Consider the following 19,811-nt stretch of genomic DNA (forward strand, 5'->3'; position numbering starts at 1 on the left):
CTTTCGAGAAGTAGAACGACGAACCTCTTCGTTTTCAAACTGTTTTAGCCACGTCGATCCACCGACCGCGGAAACGTGGTTGCAAGCCCACGCCGTCTGGTGGAATCATGCTTAAGTTAACACGACGCTCACTCGCCTCCCCTCCGCTCCCGACCCGCTTCAGCCGATGCGACCGATCCGGACCGTCGGTCCCCCGTCGTCGACGTACCGGATCCGGACCCGGTTGGGTCCCGGTCGGAGTTCGACCGGGCCGCCGACGAGGTCGACGGCCGTCTCCGCGGGACCAGTTCCGACGCGGAGCGTGCGCCTCGGTCCGCCGTCGATCCGGTACGCGAGCGCGACGCCGCCCGGCCCCTCCGCCGACTCGACGAGCGCGACGCCGTCCGTCTCGGCCGCGGCGAAGCCCGTCGGCACGCGGACGAGGACCGTCGTCCCCGCCGCCATCGCCGGATCGCCCACGGGGGCCGACTCGCTGACGACGCCGCCGATCGCTCGCTCCAGCCGGTCCGTCTCGGCGCCGAGCCGCTCCGCCGTCGTCGCGGTCCGCGCCGTCTCGACCGCGGGCATCGACGCCGCCAGCAGCGCGACCGCCACGAGGACGGTGAGGACCACGCGGATCACGGCGCGCTCACAGCGACTCCCGGAGCCGGTCCAGCGCGTCCGTGGCCCACGCGCCGCCGTCGTCGCTCGCGCCCCCGCCGCCCTCGTCGCTCCTGTCGCCCCCGACGCTCCCGCCGCCGCCGGTACGGGGGCCGGACGCCGGCCCGTCGTCCGGCAGGGCGGCGTCGAGGGCGCTCTCCGACGGGACCGCCCCGTCGTCGGGGCCGGCGTCGGTCGCTCGGCCGAGCCCGTCGTCGCGGTCGCCGTCCCGGTCGGCCCCTCGGCTCGCTTCGGTCGCCCGCGCCAGCGCCAGGTCGGCCCGCCGCTCGACCTCGTCGTTGACCGCCCTGACCGCTCCCGCGTAGCCGCGGACGGCTTGCGTCGCGGCCTCCAACTCCGCGACGCGCTCCTCCAGGTCGTCGAGCTGCGATTCGAGGCGCTCGCGCTCGGCCGTCGCCCGCGCCTCCCCGGCGGCGTCCACTGGCCGCGCGTCGCCTCCGGTCACCGCGCGCTCGACGGCGCGGAGCCGGGACTCGATCCGGTCGCTCGGACCGTCCGCGTCCGTCGGCGTCGCCCTCTCCGCCTCCGTCTCCGCTCTCGGCGGCTCGGTCCCGCGTGCGTGATCGGTCATGCGGCCCGTTGCCCGCGGCTCCACTCTTAAACCTCGGGGAAAGGGTATTGTCGCGGGAAGTGGAATGTTCTCGCATGAAAGCAGTCCTCCTCGGTGTCGGACAGGCCGGCGGGAAGCTGGCGACCGCCATCGCCGAGTTCGACGCCGACGCCGGCTACGGCGCGGTCCTCGACGCGCTCGCCGTCAACACCGCCGCGGCCGACCTCGACCCCCTCCCGCTCGAAACGGTCCTCGTCGGGCAGTCGCGCGTCAACGGTCACGGCGTCGGCGGCGACAACGAACTGGGCGCCGAAGTGATGGACGAGGACGCCGTCGAGGTGCTCGACGCGCTCGCCCCGAAGGTCACCGCGGAGGCCGAGGCGGTGTTCGTCGTCGCCGGTCTCGGCGGCGGCACCGGCTCCGGCGGCGCGCCGGTCCTCGTCCGCGAACTGAACCGCGTGTACGACGTGCCCGTCTACGCCATCGGCGTCCTCCCCGGCCGCGACGAGGGGACGATGTACCAGGTGAACGCCGGGCGGTCGCTGAAGACCCTGGTCCGCGAGGCGGACGCGACGATCCTGCTCGACAACGACGCGTGGCGCTCCGCGGGCGAGTCAGTCGAGGGCGGCTACGAGGCGATCAACGCCTCGATGGCGAAGCGGATCGGCCTCATCCTCGCCGCCGGCGAGGCGGTCGAGGGCGTCGGCGAGTCCGTCGTCGACACGAGCGAGGTGATCAACACGCTCCGCGCGGGCGGGATGGCCGCGGTCGGCTTCGCGTCGGCGCCCGCGGCCGAGGACCCGCAGGAGAACGTCACCACGGTGACCAGCGCGGTCCGCAGCGCGGTGATGACGGGGCTCTCGCTGCCGAACGCGACCGACGCCGACGCCGCCCTCGTCGCGGTCGCCGGCGACCCGGACCGGATCTCGCGGAAGGGCGCGGAGAAGGCCCGGAAGTGGCTTCAGGAGGAGACGGGGTCGATGCAGGTCCGCGGCGGCGACTTTCCGCTCGACTCCGACCGGATCGCCGCCTTGGTCCTCCTCGCGGGCGTCGAGCGCTCCCAGCGCGTCGAGGCGTTCTTGGAGCGCGCCAGGCAGGCGGTCCGCGACGAGCGCGAGGAGCGCCCCGACCCGGCGGCCGCGTTCGAGAACGACGAGATCGACGATCTGCTGTAGGCTCGGCGCTCTCTCCCCCGCGAGACAGGTTCCGCACCTTTTTGGTCACGCCCGGTGGAGTTTCGCCCGATGACTAACCCGTGGGACGACTGGGACCACGTGCTGAAGGTCGACCCCGACAAGGACCTCCGCCCGGGCGAAACCTTCGAGGACGTGTGTCGGACCGGGACGGACGCGATCGAGATCGGCGGGACCCTCGACGTCACCGCGGAGAAGATGACGCGCGTCGTCGACGCCGCCGCCGAGTACGACGTGCCGCTGTACCAGGAGCCGTCGAACCCGGGCGTGGTGATCGACTCCCCGTCGCTCGACGGCTACCTGATCCCCACCGTGTTCAACGCGGGCGGTCCCTTCTGGATCACGGGCGCCCACAAGGAGTGGGTGCGCATCGACGACCTCGACTGGAGCCGGACCCACACCGAGGCGTACATCGTGCTGAACCCCGAGGCGTCTGTCGCCCAGCTGACGGAGGCCGACTGCGACCTCGCCGCGGACGACGTGGAGGCGTACGCGAAGATCGCGGAGCGCATGTTCGGCCAGGAGATCGTCTACGTCGAGTACTCGGGCACCTTCGGCGACACGGAGAAGGTCGCGGCCGCCCACGACGCCTTGGACGACGCCACCCTCTTCTACGGCGGCGGCATCCACGACTACGAGTCGGCCAACGAGATGGCCGCCCACAGCGACGTGATCGTCGTCGGCGACCTGCTCCACGACGAGGGCGTCGACGCCGTCCGCGAGACGGTGAAGGGCGCGAAGGACGCCTGAAACGGTCAACAGCGCAGTCAGTTCCCGCTCAGTCCGCTCCCGCGTACCCGTCCAGCATGTTCTCGACGTACTTCGCGATCACGTCCACCTCCAAGTGGACCGGGTCGCCGACCGACTTCTCAGAGAGCGTGGTGAGGTCGTACGTCGTCGGGATGATCGCGACGTCGAACTCGTCGCCGCGCTTCTCGGCGACCGTCAGCGAGATGCCGTCGAGCGTCACGGAGCCCTTGTCGACGAGGTAGTCGCCGTGCCCCTCGGGGATCGCGAAGGTGAACCGCCAGTCCTCGCCGACGCGCTCGATCCCCCGGACCTCGGCGACCGTGTCCACGTGGCCCTGGACGACGTGCCCGTCGAACCGCCCGTCCGCGGGCATCGCGCGCTCGACGTTGACCGCGTCGCCCTTGCGCACGTCGCCGAGGTACGTCTTCGCGACCGTCTCGCTCGCGAGGAACACCTCGAACCAGTCGGGCTCGTCGCCCCCTGCCTCGGCCGCGCCGCCGGTCGCGTACTCCTCGACGGTCAGGCAGACGCCGCTCACGCTGATCGACTGGCCGTGATGGAGGTCGTCGAACCCGTCGACGCCGATCCGCAGCCGCAGTCCGTCGTCGGTCTCGGTCCGCGACCGGACCGCGCCGGTGCCCTCGACGATGCCGGTGAACATACCGGAACTGGGGACGGCCGACGGATATCGGTTCTGGGTCCGCGCGGTCGCGCCGCGCGACCGGACCGGCTCCGCGACCGCGCGGCGCACCTGGACGCCGAGGGCGCTCGCGAGGCCGCGCCGCGTCCCTTTTGCCCCCCGGGGATCAACGGGGTCGCAATGCGACTGGGACTGCTGGACATGATCGGGCTGGCGGCCTCGCTCGTCTTCGCGCTGCCGCTCGCCAACTACGCCGTCATCCGGCTGGCCGCCGGCGAGACCGCGCTCGGTGCCGGGCTGCTCGTCGTCGCCGCCGCGATGGTCGTCCTCCCGCAGTACTTCCTCGACCCCGCGCGGATCGCCCGCAGGCTCTTGTCCGGGCTGCTGCCGCGCCAACTTCGCGGCGATCCCGACGGGACGGCTTCGGGTCGAGCGGGCGACGACGAGTCCGGGTCGACGGACGCCGGCGCGGTCGACGGCGACGACGCGACGGGGCGGTAGCTCGCTGGCCTTCAGACGTCGTCCGCGTCCGACCGCTCCTCCGGCACGATACCGAACGGGTACTCGGCCAGTATCTCGTACCCGTCGTCGGTGACGACGATCAGGTCCTCCAGCCTGACCCCGCCGATGTCGGGGTCGTAGACGCCCGGCTCGACGGTCACCGCGTGTCCCGGCCGTAGCTCACCCGCGCCGGACAGCGACGGCCCCTCGTGGAGGCTCACGCCGACGCCGTGGCCGGTGCCGTGGGTGAAGCCAGCCTCGCCCTCGCCCGCGTTCGGGTCGAAGCCGTACGCGGCCAGCTCCGCGGCCGCCTCGCCGTGGACGGTCTTCGCCGGAACTCCGGGCTCGATCTCGTCGAGTGCGGCCGCGCGGGCGGCCTCGACCGCGACGTACGCGCGGCGCTCCCAGCCGCCGTCGCCGTCGACGACGAACGTCCGGGTCACGTCGCCGTAGTACCCGTCCGGGCCCCGCGGCGAGACGTCGAGCAGCACCGTCTCGCCGGGCCGGATCGGGTCGTCGCCGACGCAGTGGAGGTCGGCCGCGGAGGGGCCGGCGCCGATCACCGTGTTGCCGGCGTCGCGGACGCCGCGCGCGGCGAGGACCGCGTTCACCTCCCGACGGAGCCGCTCCGTCGTGAGGGGCTCGCCCTTCCAGCGGAGCGGGGGACGGCGGTCCGTCTCCGCCTCCTCGCCGCCGCCCCTGTCGCTGTCGCTCCCACCGCCGTCGACTTCGCTCTCGGCGAGGACCGCCTCGGCGCGGGCCATCCCGGCGACCGCCGCGCGCTGGACGCGCCGTAGTCGGTCGACTTCGGCCGGCGTCTTTCGCGCCCGCGCGTCCGCGACCGCGTCCGTCGAGGCCAGGTCGACCCCCGCGCGTTCCAGGTACACCGCCGCGTCGTGCGGGATCGAGGCGGGCGCGAGGACGGTCGGGTCGGCGCCCTCGGCCGCCGCGCCCGCGCCGTCGACGAGGTCCTCCACGACCGCGGCCGCGCGCTCGCCGGCGTGGCCGCCGACGGCCTCGGTCCGAACCTCGCGAGCGACCCCGTCGTGGAACCGCTCCTCGGCGTCGGCAGCGGCCACCCCGCCCGGCGCGCGAGCGCCCGCGACGAACTCCCGCTCCGCCTGCTCGCAGAACAGCGCGGGGGCACAGAGGACCGCGCGGTCGCGGGCGCCGCCGTCGCTCGTCGTCCCGCCGCCCGGCGCGACGACCAGCGCGTACGGACGGTCCGGGCCGGAAAAGCGCGTCAGGTACCGGAGGTCGTCGTCGGAGCGGTCGCCGACGGCGACGAACGCCGCCGCGTCCGCCTCGCGGACCGCCTCAACGACGGGCCGGAGGTCGGTCCGCAGCGGGCGGGGTCCCCCCTCGCCGTCTCCCGGCGCCGCGTCGTCCCCGCTCACGGCTCGGGCTCGGGGACTGCCAGCTCCGCCTGGACCTCGTCGACGAGCTCCTGGGCCGGCTCGTCGCGGAGCTCGTTGAAGAGGAGGACGCTGATCGGGAGCGTCGGCGCGCCGCTGATGAGGCTCTCCATGATCACAAGCCGCTCGCGGGCGCGGGACATCCCGACGTAGAAGACGCGGCGCTCGTTGTCGGTGAGGACCGGCACGGGGCTCGTCGACTTCGTGAACTCCTCGACGCCGTCGACGTCGGTCGGGTCGTCGATGGAGGCCGCCATCTGCTCGACCACCTTCTCCGTGAGGTCGGTGGCGACGAACACGTGGTCGGCCTCGCGACCCTTCGCCGAGTGGATGGTGCCGACGCGGACGCGGGTCGGGTCGGTGCCCCGGTAGTCGCCGTCGAAGTACGCGCCCATCGACTTGCGCTGGAAGCTCGTCACCTTCCGGACCATGTCGTCCGCGCTCGCGGTGTCCGGCATGAAGGGGATGTACTCGTTCAGCGTGTCGGCGGCGACCTCGATCTCGGCGACGTCGTCGGCGTCGGCCGCCTCCTCGCGGTCGTCGAGGAAGTCGTAGAACTCCTCGCGGTCGTGGGTACCGAACGCCGACTCCTGAAGCATGTCCGCGAGCCGCCGCGCCTCCAGACCGGTGACGGGCTCGTCCGCCTCGGCCTTCTCGATGGCGCTCACGTAGTCCCGGACCCGATCGGTCCACATGCGCCCGTCGGTGAGCATCGTGAACGGGATGCCGTGGTCGATGAACTCGTCGATGAAGTCGAACATCTGGTAGCGCGCCCGGAACAGGCACATGATGTCGCCCTCGTCGTCTTCGACGGTGTACCGGACGTTCCGGACGAGCTCGATCATCGAGGGCGACTCGATCGCCTCGACGGTGCCGCCCTCCGTGCGCGGGTGGAGGTCCTTCTCCTGCCGCTTGTCGATGTGGCGGATCTCGGCGTTGACGACGTTGAGAATCTCCGAGGGGAGCCGGTAGGAGTTCGGCAGGACCACATCCTCGTCGACCTCGGTGTCGAGGAGGAGGTCGGGGTCGGCTCCCTGCCACGCGTAGACGACCTGGTCGTCGTCGCCGGCGATGAGCACCGTCTCCATGTGCGGGCGCCACTCCTCGAAGACGTTGTACTGGAGCGTCGTGATGTCCTGGAACTCGTCGATGATCAGGTAGTCGACGCTGGGGACCAGCGAGCGCTGCGCGACCCGTTCGAGCATGTCGGCGAAGCCGACGAGGTCGTTGTCGCCCTTGTACGCGCGCCACGCCCGGATCGTCTCGGGGATGTCGATCCGGTCGTCGTCGGAGGGCCACGTCGGCGTGTACTTGTTCCCCTGCTGGGCGTTCGGGTCCTCCTCGGGCGGGAGCCGGACCTCCTCGACGTTCCACTGGAAGGGCACGTCGTACCAGTCGGCCACGTCGCGCTCGGTGCGCTGGAGCCACTGCGAGGTGGCGATGATCTTGTTGCCGATGGTCGTCGACCGCGCGGTCCGGCGGCCGGCGCCGCCGTGCTGGTCCTCGAACTCGATGCCGTACTCCTCGCAGAACGCCTCCTTGTCGTCCTCGCCGACCACGTCGCCGCGCGAGAGGTCCAGCAGCTCGTACGCCTTCGCGTGCATCGTGCTGACGTTCCCCTGGAGGCTGCGCGGGGAGACGCCGAGCCGCTCGGCGAGCCGCTCGCGGATCTCCGCCGCCGCCGCGCGCGTGTACGAGACGACGAGCACGTCGCGCACGTCGGCCCCCTCCTCGTCGAGAATCGCCTCGACGCGGTCCAGGAGCGCGGTCGTCTTCCCGCTCCCGGGACCCCCGAACAGCCGCGTCACCGTGGTATCAGTCATTGGTACACCCAGATTCCGACTCTCCTTAAACGCCGTGGCTCGGCGGTCGTCGCCCCGGGCTTCGGCCCGGCCGCGGCGGACGGGCGCCTCGCCGGCCGGTCGGCCGTCAGCTGCTCCGCGTCGCGCGGGCCTCGCGGACGTCGGCGCCGTCGCGGACCAGGTCCTCGCAGGCCGGACAGACGCGGGGCCGATCGACCTCGTTCGGGGTGAACACCCGAACGTAATCTGTCGTGACGAACGAACCGCAGTTCTGACAGGTCGGCATGGTAGTCACTATCGAGTAATTCCTCATAATACTACCGGGGAGTGTGACGGAAAGAAAATCCCCGCACCGCGGCGGTGCCGCGGGAGTCAGTTCGGCCGCCAGTCGCAGACCGAACACCGCGCCGTTCCTTCCTCGTGGAGCGCACCGCACTCGGGACACTGGAGCTTGTTATAGGATCGCTCCCAGCTTACGATCTCTGTCTCGTGGCCGTGATCCGAGAGGAACTCGTCGAACACGTCGTCGTCCGAGCTGGGTGCACTACTGGACATGCGTGACACTGTATGTCACACCAGCATATATATCTTTCTACCGTTCTCGTCGCTGCGAATTACGCGACCGCTCGATCAACTTTTCCGAACAGAAGCGCAATTGCGGAACTTCGGCGCGCGCCGGTCGTCGCGGGATGGGATTTCGCCGCGCGAGGAGATTCCCGTCGCGTTCACCACGGCTCGTCCTTGACGCCGAGCGCGTACGCCCCGACGTTCGTGACGACGTGGAGGACGGGGGTCATCACGAGGACGACCGCGAGGACGCGCGGCGTGAACACCGCGAGCGCCCAGTCGGTGTCGACGGCGAAGGCGAGGACCAGCGCGCCGACGACGAAGTCCAACTGGTCGAGCCCGGGGAACGCGGCGCCGCGCTCGCGCCCGGACCGTCGCTTGAGGAAGGAGGCGCCGATGTCGCCGCACATCGCGCCGAACGCGAGCGCGAACGCCGCCGGGAGCGCGAACGTCGGCAGATCGGCGCCGAGCGCGGCGCTCGCCGGGTCGGCGAGGCGGTTGAGCGCGAGCGCGAGCAGCACGCCGACGAGGGTCCCCACCGCGGTCCCGCGCCACGTCTTCCCGTCGCCGAGCAGCCGCGCGCCGCGCCACTCGCGGCCGCCGTCGACGGGGCGGCCCCCGCCGGCCAGCACCGCGGCGTTGTTCGGGACGTACGCCGGGAGCATCGCCCAGAACGCGGTCGCAACGAGCGTACCGATCATGTCCTCACCGCCGGCGCGCGGCGTTTTATAAACCCCGGATCGGGCTTGCGGTCGTCGCCGCCGGGTCGACAAAGGTAAAGTTCGCCCCGACCGGAACTGTTCGTATGATTCCCCCCATCGCCAGTCGGTTCGTCGCCGGCGAGAGCGTCCCGTCCGCCCTCGACCACGCTCGGGCGGCGAACGAGGACGGCGTCGCGGTCATCCTGAACCTGCTCGGCGAGCACTACGACGACCCCGCGGACGCCCGCGCGGACGCCGACGCCTACCTCCAGCTCCTCGACGACATCGCCGACAGCGGCCTCGACGCCTGCGTCTCGGTGAAGCCCTCCCAGATCGGCATGGACGTGTCGGCGGACCTGTTCGAGGAGCGCTACCGCGAGATCGTCGCCCGCGCCGACGAGCTCGGCGCGTTCGTCTGGTGCGACATGGAGGACGCCGACACCACCGACGCCACCCTCGACGCCTTCGAGTCCATCGCGGCCGACTACCCGTGGAGTGTCGGCCAGTGTATCCAGTCGAACCTCAAGCGGACCGCGGACGACCTCGACCGCCTCGTCGACGTCCCCGGCAAGATCCGGCTCGTGAAGGGGGCCTACGACGAGCCGTCGTCGATCGCGTACACCGACAAGGCGCGCGTCGACGAGGCGTACCGCGACGACCTCCGGTTCCTCTTCGAGCGCCGCGACCGCGGGATCGCGGTCGGGAGCCACGACCCCGAGATGATCTCGCTCGCCGACCGGCTCGCGCGCGAGGGCGGCGCCGACTACGAGGTCCAGATGCTGATGGGGGTCCGCGAGGACGCGCAGCGGGACCTCGTCGCACAGGGAATCGACGTGTACCAGTACGCCCCGTACGGCGGCAAGTGGCTCTCGTACTTCTACCGCCGCGTCCGCGAGCGCAAGGAGAACCTGACGTTCGCGGCGCGGGCGGTGCTGGGGAGATAGGCGAGGCGACCGCCGACCGGCCCGAGGCCGCCGCCGCGTGGAAGCCCTCTTAAGGATTGCCGACACATACCGATCCGATAGATGTCCACGTGGAAACGCGACTTCGCCAGCGGGCTCATCGTGCTGGCGCCGCTCCTCGTCCTCCTCTTGGTCCTCCGCTGGATCTACCAGTACATCGCGTCGATCCCGCTGATCGAGGGGCTCCAGCCCGCGGTCATCCCGGCGCCGCTCGAGCCCGTCTCCCGCGTGGTGATCGCGTTCGCGGTGTTCGCGACCGTCGTCCTCGCGGTCGGCTACTTCATGCGGACCACGCTCGGGCGGCTGGCGGAGTCGGCGGTGGACGACGCGATAAACCGGATCCCTGCGCTGCGGGTGGTGTACAACGCCTCGAAGCTCGCGATCGAGACGGCGATCTCCGGCACGGACGAGCTCCAGAGCCCGGTGTACATCGAGACGTGGCCGGGGATCCGGATGACGGCCTTCCGGACGGGCAAGAAGACCCGCGACGGCAAGATCGTCTTGTTCATGCCGACCGCGCCGAACATCACCACCGGCTTCGTCATCGAGGTCGAGCCGGAGCGGATCGAGGAGACCGGCGAGACGGTCGAGGAGGGGATGACGCGCGTCCTCTCGGCCGGGTTCGCGGAGTCGGCCCATCAGGTTCCCGTCCACGAGGAGCCCCCCGAGGAGGGGGACGGGGCGGGCGCTCCCGGCGGCTACGGTCACGTCCGGACCGACGGCACCCCGAGCGACGGTGAGGGGTCGGCGGCCGACGGCGGTGGTTCCGGCGAGTAGACGGTCCGCGTTCCGGTGAGTGACCGGTCTACCGAGACGGGGTCGCGCGGCTTACAGGTACGTGAACCACTCGTCGTGGTCGTCCGTCCGGCGCTCGACCAGGTCGAAGAAGGCGCTCTGGAGCTCCTCGGTCACCGGGCCGCGGGTGCCCGCGCCGATCTCCGTGTCGTCGACCGAGCGGATCGGGGTGACCTCCGCGGCGGATCCCGTGAAGAACAGCTCGTCGGCGGTGTACAGCTGCCCCCGCGAGATGACGGCCTCGTCGTGGACCTCGTAGCCGCGCTCCTCGGCGAGGGCGATCACGGTGTCGCGGGTGATCCCTTCGAGGATGGACTGGGCGGGCCCGGTGGTGTATATTTCGCCGTCGTTCACCATGAAGACGTTCTCGCCGGGCCCTTCCGCGACGTTGCCCTCCTTGTTGAGTACGATGGCCTCGACGTAGCCGTTCCGGCGCGCCTCCTCGCCCGCCAGCATGGAGTTGACGTAGAGGCCGGTCGTCTTCACGTTCGTCGGCACCTGCGAGGACGCGTGTTTCCGCCACGAGGAGACCATCACGTCGACGCCGTCCTCGAGCGCCTCCTCGCCGAGGTAGGCGCCCCACGGCCACGCCGCGAGGACGAGGTCGGTCGGGCAGTCCTTCGGCGAGACGCCGAGCGAGTCGTAGCCGTAGTAGGCGATCGGCCGGATGTAACAGGACTCCAGGTCCTGTCGGTCGAGCAGTTCGAGGGTCGCCTCGGTTATCTCCTCGCGGGAGTGCTCGATGTCCATGTCGTACATCTTCGCGGAGTCGAACAGCCGGTCGAGGTGTTCGTCCCACCGGAAGATGGCCGGCCCCCGCTCGGTGTCGTAACAGCGGACGCCCTCGAACACGCCGCTCCCGTAGTGGAGCGCGTGCGTCAGAACGTGGGTCGTCGCGTCCTCCCAGTCGAGGAACTCCCCGTTCTTCCAGATCGTGTCGACGTCCATCTCATCGAATCCCATGGTTCGTGGTTGCGGTCGGCGGGCTTAAAACTGTGACAACCGGTCAGGGCTGTCGCGAGAAATCGCGTTCGGAGTTCTCTGAGAAATCGACGGCGAACATCTCCGAAGCCCCAGCCGTTCACCTATAGATAATAGACTGCGGATCGACGACGAACACTTCCAAAGCCTCAGTCGCGAGGACGGCGCACGCTCGCTGTGCGCTTCAGTCGCTCACTTCGTTCGTCCTTCCAGTGCTTGCGTCGTCATCAGAACGCTCCGCGTTCTGATTGGCTCACGAGAGCGAAGCTCTCGTGAACGCCTGCGCCGCCCTCGTGACTGCCCGTTTGAGTCCCGCGCGGCTCCGCACAGCGCCTCACGCCTCCCCAGCCTCGCGGCTCCCTCCGCTTCGCTCCGGTCGCCGCGTCCCTCGCACGCGCTGGCGAGCGGTCGCCGGGGGCGGCCGCTCGCAGGCGCGCGCCGACAGTAAACGACGGTCGATTACTTCAGCGCCTCGACGAGCGCCGCGCCCTCGACGTAGGGGATGTCGCGGCGAGCCGCGTAGGCGGCGGCGTCCGCGGGCGCGAGCGCGTCGCCGGTCTCGTCGTCGAGCATCTCGCAGACCACGGCGGCGGGCGCGGCGCCGACGGCCTCGGCCATCGCGAGGCCGAGTTCGGTGTGACCGGTCCGCCCGTCGAGGCCGTCGCGGTCGCCGCGCAGGACGTGGACGTGGCCGGGCGCGCGGAACTCGGCGGCGAACTCCTCGGGCCCGTACGCGGTCGGGTCGTCGCGGACGCGCGCGGCCGCGTCCGCCACCTCGACGATGGTCTTCGCGCGGTCCGCGTCCGTGATCCCCGTGAACGTCTCCCGGTGGTTCACGGGGAGCGAGAACGAGGAGCGGTTGTCGTAGTCGGGGTCGTCGTCGACCGCGGGGTGGTCGAGCGCGTCCGCGAGGAACGGCAGGTCGAACGCGTCGCCGACCGCGTCGCTCACGGCCACGCAGATCAGGCCGCCGGCGTCGTTACGCATGTGCGCGACCGCGGCCTCGTCGACCGCGCCCGCGGGGTAGACGATGTCCGTCTCCCCCTCGCGGTCCGCGAAGTCGTGGACGCAGACCGGGTCGCCGGCGCGGAAGGCGTCGAGCGCGCGCTCGACGGGGTCCGTCCCATCGGCGGCCTCGCCGGCGTCGGCCCCCGCGGCGTCCGGGTCGGCGTCGACGTCGGCGCGCATCAGGCGACCTCCGTCTCGACCGCGGCCGACCCGGGCTCGTCGGCGCGGCTCGCGGGCTCGACGCGGACCTCCACGCTGTCGCCGTCTTCGAGGTCGAGCGCGTCGCGCAGCCGGTCCGGCGCGATCAGTTCGAGCTGGTCGTCGTCGTGGTGGGTCCGGTCGGGAACGATGGCGTGGACCTCCTCGTAGTGCTCGCCGTCCGCGACGAGGGTGACGCCGTAGCAGGTGGCGGCGCCGTAGGTGCGGTCCTCGCCCTCCCACGCGTCGATCGGCACGGCGTCGATGCTCGCCATCTCGCCGCGGCGGCGGACGCTCTCCTCCGTGAGGTTCACGTTGAGCGTCCCCGGGAACGGGTCGTAGCCGAGCCGCTCGCGGAACTGCTCGGCGTAGCCCGGCAGGGTGATGTAGTGGCGTCCCTCGCCCATCCCGCCGGTGACCGCGCCGCGGAGCGAGAGCTCGACGTCCGACTCGAACAGCCGGCGGTAGTCGGCGTACTCCGCGCGGAGCGCGGCCTCGCCCGCGTCCGTCACGCGGACCCACTGCCCGTCGCTGACCACGTCGCGCTCCACGTAGCCCGCGGATTCGAGCGTCTGGAGGCGCCGGGAGGCGGTCTGCGTGGAGGCGTCGAGTTGGTCGCCCAGCGCCGCGCACGACACCTTCGTCTCGGAGAGGCCGCCGACCAGCCCGACGTGTTTGAGGGCCGCGAGCGCGGCCGGATCCACGTCGGCCGCCGCGTCGGTCGCCGTCGCGTCTGACATACCGAACGTTCGGTCGCCCGCGGGCAAAAGAGTAACGAATATGGGATGCGTCTCAAAAACGTTAATTGGTTGCCGGCGGCGAGAATCCGCGTCGTGTCAGCGAATTCGCGCTCGCGGTACGTAACCCCGTCGGTGCCGGCCGGGTTCGCGGGTGTCGGCCGCACCGGCCGAATCCGTTCGGTCGACGGGTGGGACCCTCTCGCGTGCCGGTCGGCGAAAGGTAAGGTACAAATACGAACGGCGATTGCTTCGTCGTGAGGGCTCGTAGATCAGTGGCAGATCGCTTCCTTCGCAAGGAAGAGGCCCGGGGTTCAAATCCCCGCGAGTCCACTCCCGCGCTCACTCCGTTCGCTCGTAGGCCCGTGAGTCCACCTCGTCCGTTGAAAGCGACTAAATACTCTCGGCGAATCCGTCGGCGTATGGGCGTCTCCGAGATACTCGAGGGAACGAACCTCACGCACCGGCAGATGGGGATCATCATGGTCGGGTGGATCCTGCTCGTCACCGTCATCTCCGTCGGCCTGCTGCTGTACACGTCGTCGCTGTAACGCCGGTGCGGCCGGTTCCGGCGGCGCGACCGATCCGGCGGACGGGGCCGCGAGCGCAATCCTCTTTTAGTCGTTCGTTGTCGGGAGCGGTATGGCACGCGACAGCGACGCACACGACGGCGAGGAGACGGATCGCCGGCTGGTCGGCGGCTGGGAGGGACGCTACTACGAGGACTTCGCGGTGGGTGACGTGTACAAACACCCCTACGGGCGGACGGTGACCGAGACCGACAACGTCTGGTTCACCAACCTCTCGATGAACCTCAACCCGATGCACTTCAACGAGGCGTACGCCGCCAAGACGGAGTTCGGCGAGCGCCTCGTCGACGGCACCTTCGTCATCGCGCTGGCGGTCGGGATGAGCGTCATCGACGTGTCGGCGAACGCGACCGCGAACCTCGGGTACGACGAGATCCGCCACCACGCGCCCGTCTTCCACGGCGACACGCTGTTCGCCGAGTCCGAGGTGATAGAGAAGCGCGAGTCCTCCTCGCGCGACCACGTCGGCATCGTCACCACGGAGCTGCGGACGTACAACCAGGACGACGAGCTGGTGCTCTCCTTAGAGCGCACGCCGATGGTGCTCAAGCGGTCGCACGCGCAGCCGAGCGCGGCGCAGCCGACGGGGTGGCCGGAGGGGATCGGCACCCAGCCGGAGGACCTGGAGTGACGCCCGCGCCCTCCGGCCCCGCGGCGCCCACAATTGACGACCCGGTCCCGGCGACACGGCTCGGCGGCGACTTGCCGTTCGCCGCCCCGGAGGAGGCGGCCGCGCTCGTCCCCGAGACCGCGACGCTGCTCGTCTCCGGCTTCGGCGGCGTCGGCTACCCGAAGCTGGTCCCCGAGGCGCTGGCGGCGGCCGACGGCGAGCGCGAGCTGACGGTGGTCTCCGGCGGCGGCGTCGGCGACGAGATCGATCGCGACCTGGTCGAGTCCGGCGACATGGCTCGGCGCTACCCGTTCGTCCCGAACGAGACCTCCCGCGAGGCGGCCAACGAGGGCCGGCTCGCCTTCCACGACCGCCACATCTCTCGGCTCGCCGACGAGGTGCGGTTCGGCGGTCTCCGCGCGGGGATGCGCGGCGAGACGATAGCGGTTGTCGAGGCGGTCGCGGTCGGGCCCGACTGGCTCGTCCCCTCCACCTCCATCGGCCACACGCCCGCGTACGTGGGCGCTGCCGACCGCCTGATCGTCGAGGTGAACCGGTCACAGCCGATCGACTTGGCCCGCGTCCACGACGTCCACGTCCGCGACGACCCGCCGAACCGGGCGCCGATTCCGCTCGACGACCCCCTCGGCGAGACCGGCAGTCCGGCGGTCGAGTTCGACTCCGAGAAGCTCGCTGCGGTCGTGGAGACGGACCGGCCGGACGACCCCTACGAGTTCCGGGACGTCTCCGCTACCGACGAGGCTATCGCGGCGAACCTCGGCGGGTTCCTGGAGGCCGAACTCGACCGCAATCCCCTGCTCGCCGACGCCGTGAACCTCCAGTTCGGCGTCGGCAGTCTCGGGAACGCGCTGATGGGCGCGCTCGCGGACGTGGACTTCGGCGACCGAGACGTGGCGTACGTCGGCGAGGTCGTCCAGGACGGCCTCCTCGACATGCTCGACGCGGGCGACCTCCGCGGCGCGAGCGCCACCTCGCTCGCGCTGTCGAGCGAGGGGCAAGAGCGGCTGTTCGCGGACGTCGAGCGCTACGCCGAGGACGTGGTGTTGCGCCCGGCCGACGTGTCGAACGCACCGGAACTCATCGACCGGTTCGGCGTCGTCGGCGTCAACAGCGCCGTCGAGGTCGACCTGTACGGCAACGTCAACGCTACCCACATCAGCGGTACCCGCGTCGTCAACGGCATCGGCGGCGGCGGCGACTTCGCCCGCAACTGCCGGCTCGGCGTCGTCGCGCTCCCCTCCACAGCGGTCGGCGGCGACGTCTCGCGGGTCGTCCCGCTGACGCCGCACGTCGACCACTCCGAACACGACGCGAGCGTGGTCGTCACCGAGCACGGCGTCGCCGACCTCCGCGGCTTGTCGCCCCGGGAGCGCGCCGCGGAGCTGATCGCGGTGGCCGACCCCTCGTTCCGCGAGGACCTGGAGGCGTACCGCGTGCGAGCGGCGGAGGGCGGCGGCAACACGCCCCATCACCTGCCCTCGGCGTTCTCGTGGGAGTCGACTGAATCGTAACTGTGCGAGATCTGTTTTTCCAACGCGTAAGCAGTGAAAAAACCCGGACTGTTACTCGGACCGTAGTTTCGTTTTCCGGTCGATCCCCTCGCTTTCCGTCAATTCTCGGGCGCGACGATACCCTTTTAGCGGTCCACGATATTGGCGGATCTACATGGTAGATAGTGACAAGACGACTCGACGTGACGTTGTGAAGGGCGCGGCCGCGATGGGCGCCGTCGGACTCGCCGGCTGTTCCGGCGGCGGCGACGGCGGTGACGGCGGCGACGGCGGCGGCGACGTGACGGTCACCATCGGCGGCACGTCCACCGGCAGCTCGACGCAGGCGGCCGGACAGGCGCTCGCCCGCGCCGCCTCCCAGCACAGCGACTTCCTGAACATCTCCGTTCAGGAGACGCAGGGCTGGACGGCGAACCTATACGCCTACGACAACGGCGACATCCCGGCGATGGGCGTCGACAACAACTCGCTGGCGAAGGCGCTCAACGAGGAGGGGCCGTTCGCGGAGGACCCCGTCGACACCCTGCCGAACCAGGGCTTCCTGTTCACCTCGCTACAGATCCACTGGGTCGGCCTCAATGACAGCGTTGAGTCCGTCGCCGACCTCCGCGAGGGCGGCTACACGATCTACCCGATCCAGCCCGGCTTCGGGACGCGGCTGCTCACCGAGGAGATCCTCAAGGAGGCCGGCTTGTGGGAGCCGAACGAGATCCTCAACCTCGACACGGGCGACATTCCCGGCGCCGTCGAGGAGGGTCGCGTCGACGCGCTCTGTCTGTACGGCGCGAACGGCGTCGCCCTCTCCGGCTGGTGTCAGAACGTCGACGTCCGCTCCGGCGGCGGCCTGAACCTGCTGGAGGTCGACGACGAGTTCCGCTCGGTCATCGAGGAGCACCCCGGCGCGATCCTTGAGGAGGTCGAGCCGTACGGGTACGAGCAGGACGTCACCGCCTACACCGACACGATGACGACCTGGTCGCTCGCCGGCCAGTGGGCGTTCAGCCCCGACATCCCGGCCCGCGCGACCGAGGAGATCTGCCGGCTCGCCATCGAGCACGAGGAGACGCTCCGCGAGTCCGACCCGACGACGCTGGAGTACTCGCCCGAAGCGATGACCCAGACCGTGATCCCGGAGATCGACATCCACGCCGGCGTGGCGAACTTCTTCGAGGAGAACGACGTCTGGGAAGACTCCTGGAGCCGCGGCGACGAGTAGCCCCGACGACGCGCGCACAACCACCCTGACCACCCCCTTTCACCCTTTGACGGATGGCCACTAACCCCGACACACCACCCGACCCGACCGATCCGCCGACTGACCCCGACGTAGCGGAGGACAGCCTGCTCGCCGACGAGGAGTCGCTCGACCTCGCGGACGGCGACCGCGGCAGGAGACAGCTCTGGCTGTACCTCCTCTCGCTGCCGCTCTGGGTGGCCGTCGTCTTCGGCCCCACCGTCGTCGCGCCCGCGCTGCTGGGCACCGAGATAGACGGGTCGACGACGATGGTCGGCATCGCCGGCGTCGGCGGCGTCGCCGTCGTGGCCGCGGCGATCCTCTGGCTCGGCTCCGGGATCGAAGAGCGGCTCCGGATGGCGCTCATCTGCTACTCGATTCCGTTCTGGATGATCGTCATGTGGTACTCGTACACCCAGCAGATGCCCCGCGGGCAGTACGCGGTCGCGTTCCTCGGCGGCATCCTCGGGCTGTACGTCCTCTCGGAGCTCGACGAGCCGCTGATCGAGGGGAACTGGATCGAAACGGCGCTGCTCGTCGTCTCCGGGCTGATAACCCTGGGAACGAGCGGCTACCTCTTCCTGAACTACCAGCAGGTCGCGATCGACACGGTCGGGCGCGCGACGGAGGCGCAGATCATGCTGGCGTTCGCGTTCACGCTCGCGATGATCTACCTGACCTGGCGCTCGTTCGGGATCACCTTCCTCGCGGTCGTGCTGATCGGCATCGGCTACGGGCTGGCGGGTCCGCAGATGCCCAGCGCCTTGAGCCACGGCGGCCTGAGCCCCTCGCGCATCCTCCGGATCCTCGTGGTGAGCGTCGACGGCTTCTTCGGCTTCCTCACCCGGTTGGTGGCCGCGTGGATCGCGTTGTTCCTGCTGTACGCTGGCCTGCTGAAGGCGTACGGCGCGTTCGACCTCATCCTGCGGCTGGCGGTCCGCTCGGCGAAGTACGTCGACTCCGGGATCGCCCAGACGGCCGTCATCGCGAGCGCGGTCATCGGCTCCGTCAACGGGAGTCAGACCGCAAACGCCGGGATGACCGGCTCGTTCACCATCCCGCTGATGAAGGAGAACGGGATCAAACCGGAGACCGCCGGCGGCATCGAGGCGGTCGCGTCGACGGCCGGACAGGTGCTCCCGCCCGTGATGGGCGCGGGGGCGTTCATCATGGCGTCGCTCATCACCGGCGTCACCTACGTCGACGTCATCATCGCGGGGCTGATCCCCGCCGCCGTCCTCGTGGTCTCCATCGCGATGGCCGTCCACTACGTGGCGGCCCCGCAGATCGACGACCCCGAGATGGACGGCCTCATCAGCGATCAGATGGACCGCCGGACGATGGTCTTGGAGTCGGTGAAGTACGGCGTGCCGCTCGTCATCTTGATCTACGTGCTGGGCGTGCTCCAATACACGGTGATGACGGCGGCGCTGTACACCGCGCTGTCGATGATCGCCTTCGGGATCGGCGTCCCGCAGATCCAGGCGGCCCTCGACGGCGAGAGCAACCGCGAGGCGTTCGTCGAGACGCTCGAACAGACGATCGACGGCTTCCGCGAGGGGGTCATCGTCGTCGCGCCGGTGACGATCATCCTCGCGGCGATCAACGGCGTCGTCGACATCCTGATGGCGACGGGCGTCCCGACCGCCATCTCGCTCACGCTGCTCGACCTGTCGGGCGGCATCGCCATCGTCGCGTTCATGCTGGCGATGATCATCTGTATTATCCTCGGTCTCGGCATGCCGACGACCGCCGCGTACACGGTCGTGGCGCTGCTCGTCGCGCCGACGCTGATCAACCAGTTCGCGGTGCCCGAGTTCGCGGGCCACTTCTTCGTGTTCTACGCCGCCATCTTGGCGGGGCTGACGCCGCCCATCGCGACCTGCGTCGCGGTCACCTGCGGCATCTCCGGCGGCGGCTTCTGGGGGAGCTGTAAAGAGGCGCTGCGCATCTCCGCGCCGCTTTTCGTCCTCCCGTTCGCCTTCGCTTACCACCCCGAACTCGTCTCCGGGAGCTTCAACTACGCCTCGCTGTCCGCCGGCGTGCTCGCGATGCTCGGCTCGCTCGCGATCATCCACGGGATCAACTACAAGTTCGTGTTCGGCCGCGGGCAGACGTACGGGCTACGGATCGCCTTCTTCGTCGCCGGCGTGCTGGCGATGGTCCATCCGATGCAGATGGTCCAGTTCGGCGCCCTGGCGGCCGTCCTCGCGCTGTACGGACTCCAGACGGTCATCGGCCGTCCGAACCCGCTGGGGACCCTGCGCGGCGCGGCGGGCATCATCTCCGGCCGGAAGCGGTAACCCGGTCGGCGACCCGCTTCCGCGGCCGTCCGTCGTCCTGCTTTCCTTCCGCCCTCTCCGCTCCCTTCTTCACCGTCGTCTC

At 70.3% G+C, this 19,811-nt stretch carries 21 protein-coding genes, 1 tRNA gene and 1 pseudogene; 12 read left to right on the forward strand and 11 right to left on the reverse strand.

Annotation, left to right across the window (positions count from 1 at the left end; genetic code table 11):
• Window positions 1–115 (forward strand): annotated as a pseudogene (locus EXE50_RS05410) (IS6 family transposase); the annotation flags it as partial.
• A 44-nt stretch (window positions 116–159) separates the two neighbouring features.
• Here EXE50_RS05410 and EXE50_RS05415 read toward each other — a convergent pair.
• Entirely contained in the window at window positions 160–621 is a 462-nt protein-coding gene (locus EXE50_RS05415; RefSeq protein ID WP_053772418.1) for a hypothetical protein, read from the reverse strand.
• A gap of 7 nt (window positions 622–628) precedes the next feature.
• On the reverse strand, window positions 629–1,231 hold the full coding sequence (locus EXE50_RS05420) for a DUF1515 domain-containing protein (RefSeq protein WP_137704547.1): 603 nt from the start codon (window positions 1,229–1,231) through the stop codon (window positions 629–631).
• 74 nt (window positions 1,232–1,305) lie between these two features.
• On the opposite strand from EXE50_RS05420, the gene EXE50_RS05425 reads away from it, so the two are divergent.
• A complete protein-coding gene (locus tag EXE50_RS05425; RefSeq protein ID WP_137704548.1) occupies window positions 1,306–2,385 on the forward strand; it encodes a tubulin/FtsZ family protein in 1,080 nt (359 codons plus the stop codon).
• Between the two features lie 69 nt (window positions 2,386–2,454).
• Window positions 2,455–3,153, forward strand: a complete 699-nt coding sequence (locus EXE50_RS05430; protein WP_053772421.1) for a phosphoglycerol geranylgeranyltransferase — start codon at window positions 2,455–2,457, stop codon at window positions 3,151–3,153.
• Between the two features lie 28 nt (window positions 3,154–3,181).
• Here the strand turns inward: EXE50_RS05430 and EXE50_RS05435 are convergent, their stop codons facing one another.
• Window positions 3,182–3,814: a riboflavin synthase gene (locus EXE50_RS05435; protein ID WP_053772422.1), complete on the reverse strand. Its 633-nt coding sequence runs from the start codon at window positions 3,812–3,814 to the stop codon at window positions 3,182–3,184.
• A 159-nt stretch (window positions 3,815–3,973) separates the two neighbouring features.
• On the opposite strand from EXE50_RS05435, the gene EXE50_RS05440 reads away from it, so the two are divergent.
• The gene (locus EXE50_RS05440; RefSeq protein WP_053772423.1) at window positions 3,974–4,294 is read left to right on the forward strand and encodes a hypothetical protein; all 321 of its coding nucleotides are present in this window, start codon (window positions 3,974–3,976) and stop codon (window positions 4,292–4,294) included.
• An 11-nt stretch (window positions 4,295–4,305) separates the two neighbouring features.
• Here EXE50_RS05440 and EXE50_RS05445 read toward each other — a convergent pair whose 3' ends face one another.
• The 5 genes from EXE50_RS05445 to EXE50_RS05460 form a co-directional block, all read right to left on the reverse strand.
• The gene (locus EXE50_RS05445; protein WP_137704549.1) at window positions 4,306–5,691 is read right to left on the reverse strand and encodes a Xaa-Pro peptidase family protein; all 1,386 of its coding nucleotides are present in this window, start codon (window positions 5,689–5,691) and stop codon (window positions 4,306–4,308) included.
• Window positions 5,688–7,532 (reverse strand): UvrD-helicase domain-containing protein, encoded by a 1,845-nt coding sequence (locus tag EXE50_RS05450; RefSeq protein WP_053772425.1) that lies wholly within the window; start codon window positions 7,530–7,532, stop codon window positions 5,688–5,690. Before EXE50_RS05450 ends, EXE50_RS05445 begins: the two co-directional genes overlap by 4 nt.
• Window positions 7,533–7,638: 106 nt before the next feature.
• The gene (locus EXE50_RS17340; RefSeq protein ID WP_167551915.1) at window positions 7,639–7,797 is read right to left on the reverse strand and encodes a hypothetical protein; all 159 of its coding nucleotides are present in this window, start codon (window positions 7,795–7,797) and stop codon (window positions 7,639–7,641) included.
• A gap of 86 nt (window positions 7,798–7,883) precedes the next feature.
• Complete coding sequence (locus EXE50_RS05455) at window positions 7,884–8,066, reverse strand: HVO_0416 family zinc finger protein (protein WP_053772426.1); 183 nt, start codon at window positions 8,064–8,066, stop codon at window positions 7,884–7,886.
• 170 nt (window positions 8,067–8,236) lie between these two features.
• Window positions 8,237–8,779 carry a CDP-2,3-bis-(O-geranylgeranyl)-sn-glycerol synthase gene (locus EXE50_RS05460; protein ID WP_053772427.1) on the reverse strand — a complete coding sequence of 181 codons (543 nt, stop codon included), beginning with the start codon at window positions 8,777–8,779 and terminating at the stop codon, window positions 8,237–8,239.
• A 104-nt stretch (window positions 8,780–8,883) separates the two neighbouring features.
• Between EXE50_RS05460 and EXE50_RS05465 the strand changes: the two genes are divergently transcribed.
• A complete protein-coding gene (locus EXE50_RS05465) occupies window positions 8,884–9,723 on the forward strand; it encodes a proline dehydrogenase family protein (protein ID WP_137704550.1) in 840 nt (279 codons plus the stop codon).
• A gap of 81 nt (window positions 9,724–9,804) precedes the next feature.
• Window positions 9,805–10,518 carry a DUF502 domain-containing protein gene (locus tag EXE50_RS05470; protein WP_053772429.1) on the forward strand — a complete coding sequence of 238 codons (714 nt, stop codon included), beginning with the start codon at window positions 9,805–9,807 and terminating at the stop codon, window positions 10,516–10,518.
• Between the two features lie 51 nt (window positions 10,519–10,569).
• Here the strand turns inward: EXE50_RS05470 and EXE50_RS05475 are convergent, their stop codons facing one another.
• The 3 genes from EXE50_RS05475 to EXE50_RS05485 all read right to left on the reverse strand — a co-directional run bounded on the left by EXE50_RS05475 (window position 10,570) and on the right by EXE50_RS05485 (window position 13,463).
• Window positions 10,570–11,499 carry a branched-chain amino acid transaminase gene (locus tag EXE50_RS05475; protein ID WP_053772430.1) on the reverse strand — a complete coding sequence of 310 codons (930 nt, stop codon included), beginning with the start codon at window positions 11,497–11,499 and terminating at the stop codon, window positions 10,570–10,572.
• A 477-nt stretch (window positions 11,500–11,976) separates the two neighbouring features.
• On the reverse strand, window positions 11,977–12,705 hold the full coding sequence (gene ribB, locus EXE50_RS05480; protein ID WP_137704551.1) for a 3,4-dihydroxy-2-butanone-4-phosphate synthase: 729 nt from the start codon (window positions 12,703–12,705) through the stop codon (window positions 11,977–11,979).
• Window positions 12,705–13,463, reverse strand: a complete 759-nt coding sequence (locus EXE50_RS05485) for a DUF120 domain-containing protein (protein WP_053772432.1) — start codon at window positions 13,461–13,463, stop codon at window positions 12,705–12,707. Before EXE50_RS05485 ends, ribB begins: the two co-directional genes overlap by 1 nt.
• 258 nt (window positions 13,464–13,721) lie before the next feature.
• On the opposite strand from EXE50_RS05485, the gene EXE50_RS05490 reads away from it, so the two are divergent.
• The 6 genes from EXE50_RS05490 to EXE50_RS05510 all read left to right on the forward strand — a co-directional run bounded on the left by EXE50_RS05490 (window position 13,722) and on the right by EXE50_RS05510 (window position 19,729).
• Window positions 13,722–13,793: transfer RNA gene (locus EXE50_RS05490), tRNA-Ala, on the forward strand.
• 89 nt (window positions 13,794–13,882) lie between these two features.
• Window positions 13,883–14,011 (forward strand): hypothetical protein, encoded by a 129-nt coding sequence (locus EXE50_RS17850; protein ID WP_255510283.1) that lies wholly within the window; start codon window positions 13,883–13,885, stop codon window positions 14,009–14,011.
• A 91-nt stretch (window positions 14,012–14,102) separates the two neighbouring features.
• Window positions 14,103–14,681 carry a MaoC family dehydratase gene (locus EXE50_RS05495; protein ID WP_137704552.1) on the forward strand — a complete coding sequence of 193 codons (579 nt, stop codon included), beginning with the start codon at window positions 14,103–14,105 and terminating at the stop codon, window positions 14,679–14,681.
• Window positions 14,678–16,192 carry an acetyl-CoA hydrolase/transferase C-terminal domain-containing protein gene (locus EXE50_RS05500; RefSeq protein WP_137704553.1) on the forward strand — a complete coding sequence of 505 codons (1,515 nt, stop codon included), beginning with the start codon at window positions 14,678–14,680 and terminating at the stop codon, window positions 16,190–16,192. The genes EXE50_RS05495 and EXE50_RS05500 overlap by 4 nt, the downstream gene beginning before the upstream one ends.
• Before the next feature lie 190 nt (window positions 16,193–16,382).
• Window positions 16,383–17,408, forward strand: a complete 1,026-nt coding sequence (locus EXE50_RS05505) for a TAXI family TRAP transporter solute-binding subunit (RefSeq protein ID WP_137704698.1) — start codon at window positions 16,383–16,385, stop codon at window positions 17,406–17,408.
• 53 nt (window positions 17,409–17,461) lie between these two features.
• Complete coding sequence (locus tag EXE50_RS05510) at window positions 17,462–19,729, forward strand: TRAP transporter fused permease subunit (RefSeq protein WP_137704554.1); 2,268 nt, start codon at window positions 17,462–17,464, stop codon at window positions 19,727–19,729.
• Window positions 19,730–19,811: the final 82 nt, after the last annotated feature.

The sequence above is a fragment of the Halorubrum sp. ARQ200 genome (genome assembly GCF_005435115.1).
Lineage (GTDB): Archaea > Halobacteriota > Halobacteria > Halobacteriales > Haloferacaceae > Halorubrum > Halorubrum tropicale.